Genomic DNA, 17,477 nt, shown 5'->3' on the forward strand with positions numbered 1-17,477 from the left:
ACCCAGATTTGCAAATTTCGCGGACAACACGCTGCACGCTCGTCACAGGGGCCGGCGTCGGACATACCCGACACATCCCCATGGCCGACCGCTATTCGGGAACGAAGTCTGCGCTTTCGAGCCGCTCCAGCGCGCGGCCGTCGGTTAGTTCCATTCGGCGCTCCGGATGCCGCCAATAGTGGCGCACCATCCAATACAGGGCCGCGCCGCCGGGCGCGTAGATATTCGCGTTTTCGACGACGACCGGCCGATCGTCCCTACGGATGAGGCAGATCGGCCGGCGCGAGTTGCGGTGCGGTGGGACGTCGGTGATATCGATGATGCCGTCCCAGGATTCACTGTGTGAGCGTGAGCCGTCGACATAGGTGACCCCGTCCGGGCCGAGACGCAGGCTTGCCGCTCGGCCCTTCACGAGGAACCACACGATACCGATCACCGTGCCGATGAGGAGCACTGTCATGATCGTGGTGGCGTCCCCCGGGTTGTTCGGGTCCATGAACGGCAGGTCGTCTCGCCCCTGCGCACAGACGAGGTAGAGCACCGAGGTGTACAGGAAGCTGATCGCGGTGATCCCCACAAACCACTGCACCGCGGGGTTGGCCCGAAGTGTGGTTCCGGCGTCCGTCGATACCCCGCGTAGCCTGGTCGTCCCGATGAAGCCGAGGGTGCTGCCCAGTAGCAGGCTCCAGACGGTGACGGCGAAACCGGCGGCGACCGTGGCGTAGACATCGTCGTCGCGCTCCAGTGCGCTGAGCGTGATGGCGACGCAGTAGACACCCATCCCGCCGATCATCACGAACGCCATGACGATCAGGGCTGTCCGGTTCTTCCAATTCTCCGGCTGCCGAAGCCCCGTCACCGCGAATATGGCTCGGTCAGAATGCCTTCGACGAATTCGGTGGCCATGGTGCCCTCGGTGGTGTCGGCGGGCAGCGAACGGTGGTAGCGCGCCATCAGATCGTCGGCAGGTAGCGCCGACACATCCCAGCAGCGTTCGCCGAGCCAATCGGGGACGTAGGCGCGGTCCTCGATGAACCACAGTTGCTCGGGATCGGGCATGTCGTCGCCGGCTTCGGCTGCCTCGGCGCGCATCTTCTCGATGCTCTCACGGCGGCGTGCCAGGTGATCTTCGGAGAAGAACCCGGCGCTGAACGCCTCGACCCCGATCCGGCTGTCCCGCGCGGAAAGTTCGGTGATGCGCTCGAACAGCAGGTCCTGTGCATCGGCGGGCAGGTAGGGCAGTAGCCCCTCGACGGACCATGCCGTGGGCTGGGTGGCGTCGAAACCCGCGTCCTGCAAGGCCTTCGGCCAATCCTGACGCAGATCGACCGGGACCGCGACATGCAGGGCCTTCGGCGTCGCCCGATGCGCAGCCAGGACGTTCTCCTTGAACTGCAGTACCTGCGGCTGGTCGATCTCGAACACCACGCTGTCGTGGATCCACGGCAACCGCCAGGCACGGGCATCCAGGCCGGCGGCCAGGATCACCGCCTGACGGATACCGGCTGCGCCTGCGGCGACAAAGAACTCGTCGAACCATTTGGTCCGCGAAGCGGCGTAATTGCCGATGGCGCGGATCCGCTGGGCCATCGCGCCGGTGGGCGGACGCCAGCCCCGCGCGGCCGCGGCATCGAGAAACATCCGTGCATACGGATCGGTGAACAACGGGGATTCCGCCGCGGTCTCGTTGGCGCGGGCCATCGCCACCCCGAGCGCGGTGGCACCCACGCTCTCGGTGATATCCCAGCTGTCGTCGTCAGTTCTGGCCATCGCCACCAGTCTCCCCGAACTCGGCCATCTCGTCGCGGGTCAGCAGATCATCGCGGATGTTCTGCTCGCGATAAGCCAGCTGTCCGACCCGGTTGGCGACCACCGGTGCGGTGATCAAGGTGAACAACCCGGTGAGGATCACCATGCCGATATCGGCGTGCCCGCGCAGGCGGATCGCCGCACCCGCCAGCACCAGCAGCAGACCTAGTACCTGCGGCTTGGTGGCGGCGTGCATGCGCGACAACGTGTCGGGAAATCGGACCACGCCGATCGCCGCGGTCAACGCCAGCGTCGACCCGCTCAGAATCAGCACCGCGGTGATGATGTCGAGAATGTTCATCGTTGCTCCCGCCGTGACCGCAGGCCCGGCCGCCGATCGTCGGTGTCGGGCACGCGGAACCGGGCGACGCTCACCGAGCCGACGAAGCTGATCAACGCCAGCGCCGTCAGGCTGTAGGTGACCGTGGTGTCCAGACTGAACGCCGCCCACGTGCCGATACCGCACATCGTCACCGCGATCAGGGTGTCCAGGGACACCAGCCGGTCCAGGGTGCTCGGCCCGGCCAGCACCCGGAACATGGTGATCGTGGCGGCCGCGGTCAACATGACTGCGGCAATGATCCAGACAATGGTCATGCGCGCCCCGCCTCCTGTTCAGGTGACGGCCGCCAGTCGCTCTCCCGCTCGAAGGCCGCGACCAGCAACCGCTGGACCTGCTCGACCTGACGGTAGAACCGCTGCACGGTGGCCTCCGAGCCGACGTCGATGAGGTGAACGTAGAGGATGCGGCGGGCCTGGTCGATCTCCAGCACGATCGATCCGGGGATCAGGTTGAAGATGTTGACCGCCAGGGCCAGCACCAGATCCGATTTCAGCGCGGGCAGGTTCGCGCGCAGCACGGCGACCAACGGCGGCGGGCCCGGCCGGATCGCCATCCAAGCCACCTGGAACGACGACAGCACCAGGTAATAGCCCACCAGCACAACGAGTTTCAACAGCGACAGTGGATGTAGCTTGCCTTCGACGGGCACCGAAGGCAACGGCAGCAGCACCATGATGACCGCCGCAATGATCAGCCCGCTCGCCACATTGGCGACCGTGACATGGCCCCACAACAGAACCCAGACCAGCATCAGGAAGCACAACAGCCAGATGCGCAACGCGAGGTGTCTCATGCTCATGGGTGCGCCGTACCTCCCAGGACCGCCGAGACGTACTGCCCGCGGTCGAGCACCTCGGCCGCCGAGCGTTCGGTATAGGCGAAGATCGGTGCGGCCGCGACGGTCAGCGCCAATCCCACGGCGATCAATGCGGCCGTCGGCACCAGCATGCCCGCGGGCATCCGTCCCACGCTGTCGCGGTCGGCGAACTCGATGTCCTCGATGTCGTCGAGCAGCACCGCGGGCGCCGCCCCGGCCAGGTGCCCCTCGGGAGCGTCGGCCCGCGCCCGCCAGAACGCCTTCGTCCAGACCCGCGCCACCACGTACAGCGTCAGCAGGCTGGTGACCACGCCGCCGGCGACCAGCGTCCACGCCAGCGCCGACCCGTTCTCGGCGCCTGCCTCCATCAGCGCCACCTTCCCGATGAAGCCCGAGAACGGCGGGATACCACCCAGATTGAGGGCGGGGACGACGAACACGAACGCCAGAACCGGGCTGGCCGCGGCCAGCCCGCCGAGCCGGTTCAAGGTGGATGCCCCGGCCTGCCGCTCGATCAGTCCGACCACCAGGAACAGCGTGGTCTGCACGACGATGTGGTGGGCGACGTAATAGATCGCACCGGACATGCCCAGTTGGTTGCCCAGCGCCACACCGAACACCATGTAGCCGATGTGGCTGACCAAGGTGAACGACAGCAACCGCTTGATGTCGCTCTGCGCGATGGCGCCCAGGATGCCGATGACCATCGTGAGCAGCCCGGCCACCAGTAGCACCGCGTCGAGGCTGCCGCCGGGGAACAACAACGCATGGGCCCGGATGATCGCGTACACACCGACTTTCGTCAGCAACCCGGCGAACACCGCGGTCACGGGCGCCGGCGCCGTCGGGTACGAGTCGGGCAGCCACGTCGACAGCGGGAACACCGCCGCCTTGATGCCGAACGCCACCAGCAGCACCGAGAACAGTGCGTTGCGGGTACCGGCGGGCACATCGTCGAGGCGCACGGCGAGCTCCGCCAGGTTCAGCGTGCCGGTGGCGGCATACACCAGGGCGATGCCGATCAGGAAGATCAGCGACGACACCATCGACACCATCACATACGAGATGCCGGCCCGGACCCGTTCCTCACTGGCGCCGATGGTCAGCAGCACGAAGCTCGCGGACAGCAGCACCTCGAAACCCACGAACAGGTTGAACAGGTCGCCGGCCAGGAACGCCGTGCAGACGCCGGCCGAGAGCACCAGGTAGGTCGGCATGAAGATCGACACGGGCTGGCGTTCGTCGCCGTCGCGGATACCCTGCCCGATGGCGTAGGCGACCACCGCCAGCAGCACGATCGACGACACCACCAGCATCAGGGCCGAGAGCCGGTCGACCACGAGAGTGATGCCCAGCGGCCCCATGCCCGGCACGGTCTGCCCCCAACCGCCGACGTGCAGCACCAGGGTGCCGTCGCGGTCGGCGAGGTAGAGCAGCGCCGCGCACACCGCGACCACGGCCGTCAACGCGACCTGCGTGATGATCCGCTGCAACTGCGGACGACGCCCGGCGACGAGCGTGAGTGCCGCTGCCAGTGCCGGGATCAGCACCGGCAGCGGGATCAACGCCTGGGCCGTCATTTCGAACCCTCGAACCCGGGCAGCGCGTCGAGCTCGTCGGGCGCATCGGTGTCGCGGAGGGTGTCGATCTGGGGGATCTCCTCGTGTGTTTCCTCCGCATCCGCCCGCTGCGAGACGCGGGTGTCCTCGGGGTCGTTGCTGACCTCTTCGACCGTGGTCAACCGGTAGGACCGGTACGCCAGCGCCAGGACGAAGGCCGCGATGCCCATACTGATGACGATCGCCGTCAAGATCATGCCCTGTGCCAGCGGATCCGCCGTGGTGGTGGCGCCGTCGCTGGTGCGTCCGCGGATCGGCGGATTGCCGCCTGCCCCGCCGACGGTCAGGATCAGCAGGTTGACCGCATTGCCGACGAGCAACAGGCCCAACAACATTCGGGTCAGGTTGCGCTCGAGCAGTAGGTACACCCCGGCGCTGGTCAGTCCGCCGATGAGGATCAACGGAATCAGGACGGTTGTCATCGCGCCACCGCCTTCGAGGTTGCGGGGGCAGCGGCGGTTTCCACGTCCACCCGTGCACCGAGACTGCGCAGCACGTCGAGCACCAGGCCGACCACGATGAGATACACACCGAGGTCGAAGAACAGCGCGGTCACCAGCTTCACGTGGCCGAACACCGGAATGTCGAACTGCAGCACCGCCGAGGACAGCGCGGGCGCGCCCAGCAGGATCGAGGTGACGGCCGTCCCGGCCGACAGCCCCAGCCCGGTGCCCAGGATCTTGCCCGCATCCAACGGAAGCGTTTCGCCGAGCTCATAGCGTCCGCCGGCCAGATATCGCAGCACCAGCGCCAGCCCTGCGGTGAGCCCGCCGGCGAAGCCGCCGCCGGGGGTGTTGTGCCCGGCGAAGAAGAAGTAGGCCGACAAAACCATGATGAGCGGGAAGATCACCCTGGTGGCCACTTCCAGCACCAGCGACCGGTACCGCGGATCACGCATTTCTGAACCGCGAAGCCAGGTGATATCGCCGATGGCCGGAGTGTAGGCGCCGACCGGTCCGATGTCGGGCTGCCCGGCGGCCGTACTGACCCGCGGGGCGGCGCCGAACCGGCGGTGCCGGAACACCAGTGAAGCCACGCCGGTCGCGGCGACGAGCAGCACCATGACCTCGCCCATCGTGTCCCAGGCCCGGATGTCGACCAGCAGCACGTTGACGGTGTTGGCGCCCTGCCCGCGGTAGTAGGCGGCATCCGGCAACAGCTCGGCGATACCGGCCCCGGTGCGGGCGGCCATCGCGTAGACCGCCAGAGACGTGACGGCGGCGCCGACCGCCAGGGCCAGCAGAGCCCGCGGAATTCGGTGACTGTTGATGTTGGCGGCATCGGCCTCGGCCGGCAGTGTCCGCAGCACCAGCACGAAGATCACCAAAACCAGTGTCTCGACCAGGAATTGGGTCAGCGCCAGATCGGGCGCGCCGTGGAAGGCGAAGATCGCGCCGCACCCGTAGCCCGTCACACCGACGAGCAGCACCGCGGCCAGACGGTTGCGCATCACGATCGCGCCCAACGCAGCGGCCAGCATCAGCAACCCGACCACCACGACCAGCGGCGAGTCCCACAACGCGAAATCCGGATGGTCGCGAGGGCCGAGAACCAGCGTCGCGACGGGCAAACCCACCAGCGTGCACAGGATCACCGATTGCGTGGCCGGCAGCGAACCGCGCTGCGTCGACCCCGTCAGCCGCAGCGAAAGTACGTCCAGGCCACGGATCGTCGCGTCGTAAATGCGGTCGGCGTTGCCCAGCGGTTGGTAGGTCAGCTGCGCCCGGGGCAACCTGTTCCGCCCGAAGAACACGGCGGTACCGACGGCCAGCACGATGACCGAGAGCAGGAGCGGGAGGCCGAGCCCGTGCCACAGTGCCAGGTGGTAGCCCGAGCCGCCCGGCATGGTGTTGGCGTACTCGTCGAGCACTGCGTCCATTCCGGCGGGCCACAACCCGAAGACCAGGCCGGCGATGGCGAGCAGCGCGGGTGCGGTCAGGAAAGTGGCTGAGGGACGGCGCATTTCGGCAACCCGGGTGCTGGGTTCCGGCGCTCCCTTGGCGGCGAATGCGCCCCACATGAACCGGAGGCTGTAGATGGTGGTGAACACCGAGCCGATCACGATGCAGGCCAACACATATGGCGCGGCGGAGCCCAGAGCGGGGCTGTGCGCCACCGTCTCCAAGTCGGCTTCCTTGGCGACGAACCCGAAGAACGGGGGCAGGGCCGCCATGCTCGCGGTGGCCCCGATGGCGATGGCGAACAACGGTCTGTGGCGGCGTCCCAGCCCGGCCAGCCGGCGGATGTCGCGGGTCCCGGTGGCGTGGTCGATCACGCCGACCACCATGAACAACGCCGCCTTGAACATCGCGTGCGCGCACAGCATGGCCAGCCCGGCCAGCATCATGTCGCTGCCACCCGCGCCGACCATCACGGTGATCAGACCCAACTGGCTCACCGTGCCGAACGCCAGGATCAGTTTCAGGTCATATTCACGGACCGCACGCCAGCCGGCCAGCAGCATGGTCAGCAGCCCCAGGCCCACCACCATGGGACGCCAGAACGACGTTTCGGCAAACCCGGGCGTCATCCGGGCCACCAGGTAGACCCCGGCCTTCACCATGGCCGCGGCGTGCAGATAGGCGCTCACCGGGGTGGGGGCGGCCATGGCACCGGGCAACCAGAAGTGCAGTGGCACGATGGCCGATTTCGACAGGGCGCCGACGAGGATCAGCGCCACCCCGACCGCGGCGGCCGTCCCGCCGGGCGGCGCCGCGATCAACTCCGACAGCAGGTAGGTGCCGGCCATGTTGCCCAGCACGACGATGCCGACCAGCATGGCCAGGCCGCCGAACGTGGTCACCAACAGCGCCTGGGTGGCGGCCCGCCGACTGGTGGCCCGCTCGGCGTAGTGGCCGACCAGCAGGAACGACAGCACCGTCGTGGTTTCCCAGAAAATGTAGAGAACCAGCATGTTGTCGCTGATCACCAGGCCGAACATGGCGCCGGAGAACGCCACCAACTCGGCCGCGAAGCTGGGCAGGCGTTTCTCGATCTTTCCGTCGTGGTGATGGAAGTACTCGCCGCAGTAGAACAGGACCAGCGCCCCGATGGCTAGGACCAGCACGCTCATGATCGCCGCGAGGGAGTCGAAGCGCAGCGTGATGTTCATCGACAGCCCGTCCACCCACGGGATGTTCAGGGTGGGGACACGCTCAGCGTTAGGCCAGTTCAGGGCCACCCAAACCAGCGAGCCCAACGGGACGAGTGCCAGCGGATAGAACGCCATCCGTCCCCATCTGGCCACCAGAAGTGGCGCCAGCGCGGTGGCGACCGCGTGGGCGAGCAGAACGGCGAGCATGGCACTCCGATCGGGTTGGGGTCGGGGTGTCGGCTACCGATGAGCGCTTGTCGCGAAGAGCATCGGCATGGGTGGCTATGGCTTTTCCCGCATTCTACGTGGGCCGTTGTGGCTACCATCAGCCTGCAGAGTCACCAACGCGCTACGGAGGTGAATCTGTTGGCAACCAAAGGTGTTCTGGTGGTCGGCGCCGGGCCGACGGGTTTGATGCTGGCCTGTGAGCTCGCGCTCGGCGGGGCGGCGGTCACGGTGGTCGATGAACGGGACTCGACGCCCAACATCACCCGGGCCTTCGCGGTGCACGCGCGAACGCTCGAACTGCTCGACGGCCGAGGACTGGTCGATGAGTTGCTGAGCCGGGGAGTCGAGGTGCACGAAGTGGCACCGCCCGGCGGAGCCACGCTGGATCTGCGGGAGCTGCCGACCCGGTTCGGCATGGTGCTGATCGTTCCGCAGAGCGGCACCGAACACGTACTGGAGGAGCGCGCGGCGCAGTTGGGCGTCACGGTGCGCCGCGGTGCTCAGGTGGTGGGGCTGCGCCAGGATGGCGACGGGGTGAGCGTGGAGTTGGCGGGCGGGGAGAGCCTGAGCGCCGACTATGTGGTCGGCTGCGACGGGGCCCACAGCACGGTCCGACGACTGGTCGGGATCGACTTCGCCGGCAAACAGTACGAAACGCACATCCTGCTCGCCGACGTGCGGTTGGCGTCACCTCCCGAGGAAACGCTGTTCGCCCGGACCGGCACGGAAGGGGTGGTGCTGTTCGTGCCTTTCGGCGACGGTTGGTTCCGCGCCATCGCGTGGGACCGGCTGAGGGAACGGGCGCCGCTGGACGAACCGGTGACGTTGGAGGAGATGCGGGAGGCGTTTCGACGCATCGCGGGGGATGACTTCGGTATGAGTGAGATGCGGTGGAGTTCGCGGTTCCTCAGCGAGCGCCGCCAGGCCCGCCACTACCGTTCGGGGCGCGTGTTCCTCGCGGGCGACGCCGCGCATGTGCATTCGCCGCTCGGCGGGCAGGGCATGAACACCGGGCTCGGCGACGCGTTCAATCTGGGCTGGAAGCTGGCTTTGGCGGTGCGAGGGCATGCGTCGTCGTGGCTGCTGGACAGCTATGAACGCGAGCGCCATCCAGTGGGTGCCGCGGTGCTGCGGTTGACCGATACGTTCAACCAGATCGTCCTGAGTTCGGCCGCGACGCGTCGGCTGCGCGTGCTCGTGTTGGGGACGGTATTACGCATTCCGCGCGCCCGACGCTTTGTGGCCGAGCGGCTCAGCGGCATCGGCATCGCGTATCCGCGGTCGAAGGACGAAGACTGGCTCGTGGGTCGCCGCATGGCCGACGTGAACTGTGGCGGGCCCAGGCTGTACGAGCTTTTGCGCGGCGAGAAGTTCGTACTCGTCACCGCTGCTCCGGTGGATGTCGGTGACGCGGATGTGGTGCAGGCGATCGACAATCGGCCCGAGTTGCCCGACGCGGTGCTGATCCGGCCCGACGGCTATGTGGCCTGGGCCAGTGAGCGGCTGCCGGACGCGGCGGAGGTGCGTGCGGCTATCACGCACTGGACGTCGGCCGCCGGCTGACCGCGTTACGTGACGGGGATGGAGTGCGCCTGGGCGTGTGCCCATACCGGAATGGCATGTGACGCAACGCCGATGCCCCAGCCCATGATCGGCCAGACCGGCCAGAAGTACCAGCCGCCACCGCCGAGTCCGACGGCAAGCCAGATGCCGAGCATCAGCAGGGCGCCGGCAAGGTAGGCGGCCAGGTGGATCGTGACGCTCATCCGGGCGGCCCGCTGCTGGGCGGCGTGACGTCGGGGATCGTGACGTCGTAGCCGGCTGAGGGGGAGGTCGGCGACGAGCCGGTGCAGTTGGTCGGCGGTCTGCGCCTGGAACGTGGACTGCAACCGATCTTCGTACTCGGGCATCGTGAGGTAGCCCTGGGTGAGGGCCTGACCGAGGTCATTCGCGGTCCGTGCGCGCTCCCGGTCGCCGGCCCGGGCTGTTTCAACGGTGTGTAGGGCGGTGTCGGCCATCTCAACTCCCGTGAATCTAGTCAGTGACAAGTTGAACTATGCCACTGTAACTAGTCACCGTCAAGATATTGGCCGGATGGCTTCCTGCTCGGCCAGCTCGCGCAAGGTGAGCAGCTGTTTACGCATCATCACCACGTCGCCCAGTGCCAGCGCCCGGCCGGTGATCGCCGGACCGCCGAAGCGCACCCGCACGTGCAGGCGGCTGCCTTCCGCGTGGCCCCGAACTGCGTAGGTGACGGTGACCTTCCCGGATTGCAGCGTCACGTGCTCGTCGTCGACGAACGAGTGCAGGGTGAAGATCTGCATGAAGCGTTGGCCGACTTCGAGGCGGGACAGTTCCGGGTCACGCGTTCGTGGACTGCGTCGACCGAAATTGTCCAGCAGGTCGTAGCTGTAGGGCGCGACGCGCAGCTGGCACAGCCAGCCGAACACGGTCGCAGGCGGTGCGTGGATGGTGATCGCGCGGTCCGCGGAGACTTTGGCGCCGGGGGACAGCGCGTCGCACGGAAGGGGGGTGGCGCGTTCGCCTTCGGTCGCGCCCCAGTTCAGGATCACGCCGCGACGCCTGGCCGCGGACGCAGTTGCCCCGCAATGCGTTTGAGCGCATGGCGCACCGCCACCACGTGGGCTCCGGAGCCGATCACCAGGGTGCGGTAGATCTTTCCGTGGATGCCCGGGAAGGCTGCCCAGGTTTGTGACCGCACCTGGGTGCAGTGCGGACCGAGCTCGTCCAGCTCGAAGACCCACTTGTAGATCGAGAAGGGATGACGCCCCTTGAGGATCAGGCGTTGACGCGGCGTGCACTCGCCGATGGCGAACCCGAACGGGGCGCGCGGCTCGGCAGGATCGCTACACATCGTGCGCAGGACGGCGGCCCATGTCGTGGCCGCATCCGCATCGAGGGTTATGGCATGCTCATCAATATAGGGTAAACGTTCCATATAGAAGGACTGTACTAGATCATGGCGCCTCCGCGGAAGCATGAAACCGACGCGATTTTGGATGCGACCCGGGCGTTGGTGCTCGCCGAAGGGCCCAGGGCCGCAAGCGTTGCGGCGATTGCCAAGGTCAGCGGGGCGCCGGCGGGCACGCTGTATCACCGGTTCGGTAACCGAAACGGTGTGCTGACCGCGGCCTGGCTGCGGGCGCTGGAACGGTTTCAGTCCCGCGCGATGGCGGCGTCCGGGGGAGACGCGGTGGAGGCCGCGGTGGCGATGGGTGTCGCTGCCGTCGTCTTCGCCCGTGACGTTCCCGACGACGCCCGGTTGCTGCTGACCATCCGGCCCAGCGACCTGCTCGACGGCGCCCCCGATGCGGAGTTCACCGCGACGCTGGCAGCGATGAACACGCCACTCATCGAGCGGTTGCGCGAGTTGGCGCGCGGTATCTACGGCGCCGACGACGCCCGCACGATGGACGCCATGTCGCGGGCCGTCGTCGATCTGCCCTATGCGATGGTGCGACGCCACGCCAACGATGCTGCCCTGCCGGCCTGGATGGAGGAAGACCTGGCCGACGCGATTCGGAAGTTGTTGACCGTGAAGTGAATCGGTTCAGCGTCGATCTGTGGGTATGGTCAGGCGTATGGATTCTGAGTCCAGTGGCTCACGGGTGGTCGCAGCCAGTCGTGAGATCTCCGCACCGGCAGAGGTCATCTTCGAGCTCATCGCCGACCCGGCCCAACAGCCCCGCTGGGACGGCAACGAGAACCTGGCGCAGGCCGCGTCCGGGCAGCGGGTGCGTGCGGTCGGGGACGTGTTCGTCCTGACGATCAAGCAGGGCGGTGACCGCGAGAACCACATCGTGGAGTTCGAAGAAGGCCGGCGTATCGCCTGGCGGCCGTCGGAGGTCGGCAAGGAGCCACCCGGCCACCTCTGGCGCTGGGAGTTGCAACCGTTGGGCGACAACCGAACTCTGGTCACCCATACCTACGACTGGTCCCAGCTGACCGACGAGAAGCGGCTGGTTCGTGCCCGCGCGACCACTGCGGACAAGCTGCAGGCCTCGATCGACCGAATGGCGGCGCTCGCCGAAACATAGGGGCAGCCGGGCCTCACTGCCGAAGCAGTCTCGATAGCCACCTCAATAGGCCCGGCTCGGCGAGTGGTGTCGTGGTGCCCGCCTGTCAGCGACAATCGAGCGACAATCGCCACATGCATCACGGTGACAACTCAGGTCACGAGTCCATTCATTACTCGGGTCACTGACGCCCCATTCGCCTCGTACGCAACGGAATTCGACTTGTCCAGCTACCAGCGACAGTTGTCGCTGGTAGCTGGACACCGGACGGATGGGGCGGCAGAGGTCTCAGTGGTACAAGGGCCGGATGTGGCGAGCGGTGGTGGGAACGGTGTTGCGGAGGTGATTCAGGAGGCGATTGTCGCTCGATTGTCGCGCGCAGGTGGGCAGCTCGAGTAGTGCCCTCGGAGCCGTGGTCGATGGGACAGGTGTGGCTCCTGGCCGCCGGGCCGGCCGGCGGCCAGGCGTGGAACCCAGCATCAGCCGAAGAATCTCAGCGCCCGGCCGCGAACTCCCGCAAGGACGCCACCTGGGATGCATCCAGCGACGGCCGGACGGTCTCCCGGGCTTTGGCGACATCGGCCGCGGTGACGTCGGCCGCATCGATCGACCGGCGCATCGCCGTCAAGGCTGCCTCCCGCAGCAGCGCCACACAGTCGGCCGCACTGTAGCCGTCCAACTCGGAGGCGAGGGCGTCGAGATCGACGTCGGCGGCCAGGGGAATGGATTTGCCGCTGGTACGCAGGATTTCGCGACGTGCGTCGGCATCGGGCGGTTCGACGAACACGAGCCGCTCCAACCGGCCCGGCCGCAGCAGCGCGGGGTCGATGAGGTCGGGACGGTTGGTCGCGCCCAGCACCACCACGTCGCGCATCGGCTCGATGCCGTCGAGTTCGGTCAGCAACGCGGCCACCACGCGGTCGGTCACGCCGGAATCGAAGCTCTGCCCGCGTCGCGGAGCCAGCGCATCGATCTCATCGAGAAACACCAGTGACGGTGCCGAATCCCTGGCCCGCGCGAACAGTTCGCGCACGGCCTTCTCCGAAGAACCGACCCATTTGTCCATCAGCTCAGCACCTTTGACCGCGTGCACGGAGAGCTTCCCCGAGCTGGCCAACGCCCGCACCACGAAGGTCTTGCCACAACCGGGCGGACCGTACAGCAGCACACCACGTGGGGGCTCCACGCCGAGGCGCTGGAATGTGTCCGGATGCTGCAGCGGCCACAACACCGCCTCGGTGAGCGCCTGTTTGGTCTCGACCATGTCGCCGACATCGTCGAGCGTGACGGAGCCGACCGACACCTCCTCGGACGCGGACCGCGACAACGGCCGGATCACGGTCAGCGCCCCGGTCAGATCCTCCTGCCACAGCACCGGCTCGTTGCCTTCGGCGCTGGCTCGCGAGGCTGCCCGCAGAGCGCCCTCACGGACCAGGGCGGCCAGATCGGCGACCACGAAACCCGGTGTACGGTCGGCAATTTCGCCGAGGCTCAGCTCGGCGGACGGAACGCCACGCAGCAGCACCTCCAGCAGTGCCTTGCGGGTGGCGGCATCGGGCAGGGTCAGGGCAAGCTCGCGGTCGCACAGATCCGGTGCCCGCAGCCGGGGATCCACCCCGATGGGCACCGCCGACGTCGCGACGAACGCCACGCCCCGGGTGGCGACGGCCTCACGCAGTTCACCGATGATCAGGGCGGCGACCGGCTCGGGAGCCCGGTCGGTGGCGGCGGCCGGCAGCAGCGCGTCGACATCGGAGATCAGCAGCACCCCACCGCCGTCGCGCACGGTAGCGACCGCGTCGGACACCCGGCCGAACCGGTCATCGGCGGCCAGTGCCCCCACTTCCGGGCCGTCGAGCTCCACCAACCTCCGTTCGGCACACACGGTCCGCACCATGGTGGCCTTGCCCACACCGGCGGGGCCGGATACCAGGACGCCGAGATTCGGTGTGGCACCCAGAGTTTCGAGAAGCTGAGGTTCATCGAGTGACAGCTTGAGCCATTCGGTGAGCTTGCCGGCCTGGGTATGGGAACCCTTGAGATCGTCGAAGCTGACGGCAGGCTCGGCGCGTGCGGGGCTGATCGTGTGCGCGCCGGTGGAATCCGACGGCCCCGGCCCGGCACCCTCGAGGCCCGACCCCCACGACACCACCGAATTCGGTTGAATGCTCACAGGTCCGGCCGGATCGGCCCCGGTCACCGTCAGCAGTTCCGAGGTCCAGGTGATGCCCACCGACGAGCCCAGCGCCGCGGTGGCCGCCGACGTCGAGGTACCCGGCCCCAGATCGCGGGGCAGCAACGACACCGTGTCGCCGACCGTCATGACCTTGCCCAGCAGCGCCTGGCGCAGCGTCGCCGACGAGATCGAATCGGTCGCCAGCTTGGACCCGGTCACCGTGACCGCCCGGGCGCCGTACACCGTCACCGGCGACACGATCACTATGGCGTTCTCCCGCACCCCGGCGTTGGACAACGTCACGTCATCGAGCAGGGCGGTACCGGTCGGGGTACCGCCAGGGGCCAGGCCGACGACGGCCGCAGTGGTACGGGATCCGGTCAGTGACACCGCGTCCCACTCGCGGATCCCGAGCGCGGCGATCGCCTCCGGATGCAGCCGAACCACCCCACGACGTGAGTCGAGTGCGGCGGTGTTCAGCCGTGCGGTCAGGCGCAGATGCCCGAGCGGTTGATCTTCCTCGGCCTCGAGCTGCGACATGTCAGCGCCCCGGCTTCCGCAGCCCCAGTCGTGCCATCGACCGCCGGTGCGGCTGGGCCCGCCGAATCGCACGGCGGGCGGCGCGCCGTTGCTGCGGCTTGTCGTCCCATGATTCGGGGTGGCTGGCCACCCACTTCTTGGTGCGTATCGCGAACGGGATGTGGATCACGTAGGCCACGATGATCACCATGATCACGATGTAGCCGTAGAACACCGACGCCGCTACCCCGATGGCGACCAAGGCCAGCAAGGGCGCCACCATGTTCGGCGGAACTGCGAACGTGTGGATCTTGCGCATCGGGATCCGGCTGACCACCAGGAGCGAGACGCCGATCATCCAGATCGACACCGCCCACTCGCTGGTCCACCAACCTTCGCCGAACTGCATCTTGGCAGCCAGTAGACCGATCGCGCCGATGGCACCCGCAGGGGCGGGCATGCCGACGAAATACTCCTTCTCGTACGCCGGCTGATCCACGTCGAGCAGCGCGTTGAAGCGGGCGAGCCGCAACACGATGCACACCGCGTACAGCAGCACCACGATCCACCCGATGCGCGAATGCGAAAGCATGGTGCCGTAGATGATGAGCGCCGGTGCCACACCGAAATTCACCGCATCGGCGAGCGAATCGATCTCCTCGCCCATCTTGGAGGTGGCGTTGAGCATCCGGGCCACCCGGCCGTCCAGCGCATCGAGGATCGCCGCGACCGCCAGAAACGCCATCGCCTCGGTGGGCCGGTTGTCGAGCGCCATCTTGATCGCCGACAGGCCCAGGCAGATGGCCGCCACCGTCATCGCACTCGGCAGCATCCGCACGGAGAACGGCGGCGGCTTCATGCGGCCCTTGATCAACGACGGGGGCCTCATGCGCGGCTTGATCATGGCAACTCCGCCAGGACGGTTTCTCCGGCCAGCGTCCGCTGACCCCGAGTGACAAGCAATTTCGAACCAGCAGGAAGGTAGGTGTCCAGCCGGGAGCCGTACCGGATCAGGCCGTAGGTCTCACCGATGGCGAGTTTGTCGCCGACACGGGCGTCGCACACGATGCGCCGGGCGATCAGACCGGCGATCTGCACCGCGATCACCTCGGTGCCCTCGGGGGTGCGGATGACGACGCTGTTGCGTTCGTTGTCCTCACTGGCGGCTTCGAGTTCGGCCGAGTGGAAACGCCCGGGACGGTGCTGCACGGCGACCACGTCACCGCCGATCGGGGCGCGCTGCACGTGCGCGTCGAGCACCGACAGGAAGATGCTGACCCGAGGGAGCGGAATGGCGGGCAAGCCCAACTCGGCAGGTGGGACGACATCCTCGATCAGGCACACCAGCCCGTCGGCGGGGGCGACCACCACGCCCGGCCGGGTCGGCGCCACCCGGGGCGGGTGGCGGAAGAACGCGGCGTTCGCGCCGGCGGCCAGCAGGCCGGCCCGGCGTACCCAGCGGTGCTTACGGCCCAGGGCCGCCACGGCGAGGCTGGCGCCGACGAACGGTAATCCCGCCGAGTGCATCGGCGGAACACTGGATCGCACCAGCGCCACAAGGCGTTCTGGTCCGGACTGCTGGAGATCGGGGCGTCTGGCCATCGGGAGGATTCTACGTGCGGGGGGTGTCGGAATTGCTAGGTCAGGTCCCACACGGGAACCGTCGTCCCGGCCGAGAGTTCGGTGATGTCCTCGGCGATCTCGAGCAGACAGTTCGCCGAAGCGAGCCAGCGCAGATGATGCGAGGCCGGCGGACCGTAGCTGCTGACCGAGTCCCCGGTCAGCACACCCCGCCGGAACTGCCGTTTTCCGCGCGGTGACGTCAGATCCTCGGTCAGCTGCGCGGTGCGCCGCGGCCGGTCCGGCGCGGCATGGCCCATCGCGGCACGCAGCGGCGAGCGGACGAACACCTCGAAAGAAACCAGCGCGCTGACCGGGTTGCCCGGCAGCGTGATGATCGGCACGCCGTTCACGGTGCCCGCACCCTGCGGCATGCCGGGCTGCATCGCGACCTTGACGAACTCCACCTGATCCGACAGGGAGTCTTTGACCACCTCGTAGGCGCCCGCGCTGACCCCGCCGGTGGTGATGATCAGATCTACGGAGTCGTTGGAGCGGGTGTGTTGGGCCAGCGCGGCGCGGAAGGCGTCGACGTCGTCCGCGGACATCGGCGCGATGGTGGCCTGAGCGCCGGCATCGCGGACTGCGGCGGCCAGCATCACCGCATTCGACTCGTAGATCTGTCCCGGCTGCAGCTCGGTGCCCGGTGCCACGAGCTCGGTGCCGGTGGACATCACCATGACGCGCTGCGGCGGTAACACGGGCAGCGTGGCCAGCCCCAGCGCCGCGGCCAGCCCGAGCGCGGCCGGGGTGATCACCTGACCGGCGCGCAGTACGGCGGTGCCCGCGGTGACGTCCTCGCCGGCGCGGCGGATGTGCTGACCCTCCCGAGCGGCCGCGCGGATCGTCACGGTGTCCGTCGCGCCGTCGGTGGCCTCGACCGGAACCACCCCGGTGGCACCCGCCGGCAGCGGCGCCCCGGTCATGATGCGATGGGCGGTCCCGGGCCGCAGCGTCAGCGGGTCGGTGCGGCCGGCCGGGATGTCCTCGGCCACCGGCAACCGAACGGGGGCGTCCTCGGTGGCAGCGGCGACATCGTCGGCGACAACGGCGTAGCCGTCCATCGCGGAGTTGTCGAAGCCGGGCAGTGACAGCGGGGCAACCACATCGGCGGCCAACATCAGACCCAGAGTGTCGTTCAGCGGAAGCTCTTGTGGTGCACGGGCTTTGATCAGCCCGGCAACCACCTTCTGGTGCTCGTCGACGGTCCGCATG

18 protein-coding genes are annotated in these 17,477 nt (G+C 67.8%); 3 read left to right on the forward strand and 15 right to left on the reverse strand.

The features are described from left to right. Positions 1 to 91: 91 nt before the first annotated feature. Genes ACZYZF_RS08065 through ACZYZF_RS08100 form a run of 8 tightly spaced genes read right to left on the reverse strand, consistent with a single transcriptional unit; the run spans position 92 to position 7,889 of the window. Positions 92 to 859, reverse strand: a complete 768-nt coding sequence (locus tag ACZYZF_RS08065) for a hypothetical protein (protein WP_463835234.1) — start codon at positions 857 to 859, stop codon at positions 92 to 94. Then, on the reverse strand, positions 856 to 1,770 hold the full coding sequence (locus tag ACZYZF_RS08070; RefSeq protein WP_463742699.1) for an SAM-dependent methyltransferase: 915 nt from the start codon (positions 1,768 to 1,770) through the stop codon (positions 856 to 858). The genes ACZYZF_RS08065 and ACZYZF_RS08070 overlap by 4 nt, the downstream gene beginning before the upstream one ends. Then, entirely contained in the window at positions 1,757 to 2,110 is a 354-nt protein-coding gene (mnhG, locus tag ACZYZF_RS08075; RefSeq protein WP_463742698.1) for a monovalent cation/H(+) antiporter subunit G, read from the reverse strand. Before mnhG ends, ACZYZF_RS08070 begins: the two co-directional genes overlap by 14 nt. Then, the gene (locus ACZYZF_RS08080) at positions 2,107 to 2,406 is read right to left on the reverse strand and encodes a monovalent cation/H+ antiporter complex subunit F (RefSeq protein WP_463742697.1); all 300 of its coding nucleotides are present in this window, start codon (positions 2,404 to 2,406) and stop codon (positions 2,107 to 2,109) included. The genes mnhG and ACZYZF_RS08080 overlap by 4 nt, the downstream gene beginning before the upstream one ends. Continuing rightward, positions 2,403 to 2,945 (reverse strand): Na+/H+ antiporter subunit E, encoded by a 543-nt coding sequence (locus ACZYZF_RS08085; RefSeq protein ID WP_463744095.1) that lies wholly within the window; start codon positions 2,943 to 2,945, stop codon positions 2,403 to 2,405. The genes ACZYZF_RS08080 and ACZYZF_RS08085 overlap by 4 nt, the downstream gene beginning before the upstream one ends. Positions 2,946 to 2,947: 2 nt before the next feature. After that, complete coding sequence (locus ACZYZF_RS08090) at positions 2,948 to 4,549, reverse strand: Na+/H+ antiporter subunit D (protein ID WP_463742696.1); 1,602 nt, start codon at positions 4,547 to 4,549, stop codon at positions 2,948 to 2,950. Further along, the gene (locus ACZYZF_RS08095; protein WP_463742695.1) at positions 4,546 to 5,010 is read right to left on the reverse strand and encodes a Na(+)/H(+) antiporter subunit C; all 465 of its coding nucleotides are present in this window, start codon (positions 5,008 to 5,010) and stop codon (positions 4,546 to 4,548) included. The genes ACZYZF_RS08090 and ACZYZF_RS08095 overlap by 4 nt, the downstream gene beginning before the upstream one ends. Next, the gene (locus ACZYZF_RS08100; protein WP_463742694.1) at positions 5,007 to 7,889 is read right to left on the reverse strand and encodes a Na+/H+ antiporter subunit A; all 2,883 of its coding nucleotides are present in this window, start codon (positions 7,887 to 7,889) and stop codon (positions 5,007 to 5,009) included. The genes ACZYZF_RS08095 and ACZYZF_RS08100 overlap by 4 nt, the downstream gene beginning before the upstream one ends. A gap of 150 nt (positions 7,890 to 8,039) precedes the next feature. On the opposite strand from ACZYZF_RS08100, the gene ACZYZF_RS08105 reads away from it, so the two are divergent. Continuing rightward, positions 8,040 to 9,473 (forward strand): FAD-dependent monooxygenase, encoded by a 1,434-nt coding sequence (locus tag ACZYZF_RS08105; protein ID WP_463835843.1) that lies wholly within the window; start codon positions 8,040 to 8,042, stop codon positions 9,471 to 9,473. Between the two features lie 5 nt (positions 9,474 to 9,478). On the opposite strand, the gene ACZYZF_RS08110 is transcribed toward ACZYZF_RS08105, so the two are convergent. Genes ACZYZF_RS08110 through ACZYZF_RS08120 form a run of 3 tightly spaced genes read right to left on the reverse strand, consistent with a single transcriptional unit; the run spans position 9,479 to position 10,869 of the window. Beyond that, positions 9,479 to 9,928 carry a DUF1707 domain-containing protein gene (locus ACZYZF_RS08110; protein WP_463742693.1) on the reverse strand — a complete coding sequence of 150 codons (450 nt, stop codon included), beginning with the start codon at positions 9,926 to 9,928 and terminating at the stop codon, positions 9,479 to 9,481. Positions 9,929 to 9,988: 60 nt separating this feature from the next. Then, positions 9,989 to 10,483 (reverse strand): hypothetical protein, encoded by a 495-nt coding sequence (locus ACZYZF_RS08115; RefSeq protein WP_463742692.1) that lies wholly within the window; start codon positions 10,481 to 10,483, stop codon positions 9,989 to 9,991. Beyond that, a complete protein-coding gene (locus ACZYZF_RS08120) occupies positions 10,480 to 10,869 on the reverse strand; it encodes a hypothetical protein (RefSeq protein WP_463835236.1) in 390 nt (129 codons plus the stop codon). The genes ACZYZF_RS08115 and ACZYZF_RS08120 overlap by 4 nt, the downstream gene beginning before the upstream one ends. 21 nt (positions 10,870 to 10,890) lie before the next feature. Between ACZYZF_RS08120 and ACZYZF_RS08125 the strand changes: the two genes are divergently transcribed. Both ACZYZF_RS08125 and ACZYZF_RS08130 read left to right on the forward strand, forming a co-directional pair. Continuing rightward, on the forward strand, positions 10,891 to 11,475 hold the full coding sequence (locus tag ACZYZF_RS08125) for a TetR/AcrR family transcriptional regulator (protein ID WP_463742690.1): 585 nt from the start codon (positions 10,891 to 10,893) through the stop codon (positions 11,473 to 11,475). Positions 11,476 to 11,512: 37 nt separating this feature from the next. Then, the gene (locus tag ACZYZF_RS08130) at positions 11,513 to 11,968 is read left to right on the forward strand and encodes an SRPBCC family protein (RefSeq protein ID WP_463835237.1); all 456 of its coding nucleotides are present in this window, start codon (positions 11,513 to 11,515) and stop codon (positions 11,966 to 11,968) included. A 472-nt stretch (positions 11,969 to 12,440) separates the two neighbouring features. Here the strand turns inward: ACZYZF_RS08130 and ACZYZF_RS08135 are convergent, their stop codons facing one another. From ACZYZF_RS08135 to moeA, 4 genes are read right to left on the reverse strand one after another with little or no spacing between them, the layout of a single operon-like run. Continuing rightward, the gene (locus tag ACZYZF_RS08135; RefSeq protein WP_463742688.1) at positions 12,441 to 14,663 is read right to left on the reverse strand and encodes an AAA family ATPase; all 2,223 of its coding nucleotides are present in this window, start codon (positions 14,661 to 14,663) and stop codon (positions 12,441 to 12,443) included. Position 14,664: 1 nt separating this feature from the next. Continuing rightward, positions 14,665 to 15,546: a CDP-diacylglycerol--serine O-phosphatidyltransferase gene (gene pssA, locus ACZYZF_RS08140; RefSeq protein ID WP_463742687.1), complete on the reverse strand. Its 882-nt coding sequence runs from the start codon at positions 15,544 to 15,546 to the stop codon at positions 14,665 to 14,667. Continuing rightward, complete coding sequence (locus ACZYZF_RS08145; RefSeq protein WP_463742686.1) at positions 15,543 to 16,244, reverse strand: phosphatidylserine decarboxylase; 702 nt, start codon at positions 16,242 to 16,244, stop codon at positions 15,543 to 15,545. The genes pssA and ACZYZF_RS08145 overlap by 4 nt, the downstream gene beginning before the upstream one ends. A 35-nt stretch (positions 16,245 to 16,279) precedes the next feature. After that, positions 16,280 to 17,476: a molybdopterin molybdotransferase MoeA gene (gene moeA / locus ACZYZF_RS08150; protein ID WP_463835238.1), complete on the reverse strand. Its 1,197-nt coding sequence runs from the start codon at positions 17,474 to 17,476 to the stop codon at positions 16,280 to 16,282. Position 17,477: the final 1 nt, after the last annotated feature.

This window comes from Mycobacterium sp. IDUB_24 (assembly GCF_055419385.1).

Coding starts and splice junctions, on each gene's coding strand:
- ACZYZF_RS08070 (WP_463742699.1), bottom strand. CDS start 1,770: ATGGCCAGAACTGACGACGACAGCTGGGATATCACCGAGAGCGTGGGT.
- mnhG (WP_463742698.1), bottom strand. CDS start 2,110: ATGAACATTCTCGACATCATCACCGCGGTGCTGATTCTGAGCGGGTCG.
- ACZYZF_RS08080 (WP_463742697.1), bottom strand. CDS start 2,406: ATGACCATTGTCTGGATCATTGCCGCAGTCATGTTGACCGCGGCCGCC.
- ACZYZF_RS08085 (WP_463744095.1), bottom strand. CDS start 2,945: ATGAGACACCTCGCGTTGCGCATCTGGCTGTTGTGCTTCCTGATGCTG.
- ACZYZF_RS08090 (WP_463742696.1), bottom strand. CDS start 4,549: ATGACGGCCCAGGCGTTGATCCCGCTGCCGGTGCTGATCCCGGCACTG.
- ACZYZF_RS08095 (WP_463742695.1), bottom strand. CDS start 5,010: ATGACAACCGTCCTGATTCCGTTGATCCTCATCGGCGGACTGACCAGC.
- ACZYZF_RS08100 (WP_463742694.1), bottom strand. CDS start 7,889: ATGCTCGCCGTTCTGCTCGCCCACGCGGTCGCCACCGCGCTGGCGCCA.
- ACZYZF_RS08110 (WP_463742693.1), bottom strand. CDS start 9,928: ATGGCCGACACCGCCCTACACACCGTTGAAACAGCCCGGGCCGGCGAC.
- ACZYZF_RS08120 (WP_463835236.1), bottom strand. CDS start 10,869: ATGGAACGTTTACCCTATATTGATGAGCATGCCATAACCCTCGATGCG.
- ACZYZF_RS08125 (WP_463742690.1), top strand. CDS start 10,891: ATGGCGCCTCCGCGGAAGCATGAAACCGACGCGATTTTGGATGCGACC.
- ACZYZF_RS08130 (WP_463835237.1), top strand. CDS start 11,513: ATGGATTCTGAGTCCAGTGGCTCACGGGTGGTCGCAGCCAGTCGTGAG.
- ACZYZF_RS08135 (WP_463742688.1), bottom strand. CDS start 14,663: ATGTCGCAGCTCGAGGCCGAGGAAGATCAACCGCTCGGGCATCTGCGC.
- pssA (WP_463742687.1), bottom strand. CDS start 15,546: ATGATCAAGCCGCGCATGAGGCCCCCGTCGTTGATCAAGGGCCGCATG.
- ACZYZF_RS08145 (WP_463742686.1), bottom strand. CDS start 16,244: ATGGCCAGACGCCCCGATCTCCAGCAGTCCGGACCAGAACGCCTTGTG.
- moeA (WP_463835238.1), bottom strand. CDS start 17,476: ATGCGGACCGTCGACGAGCACCAGAAGGTGGTTGCCGGGCTGATCAAA.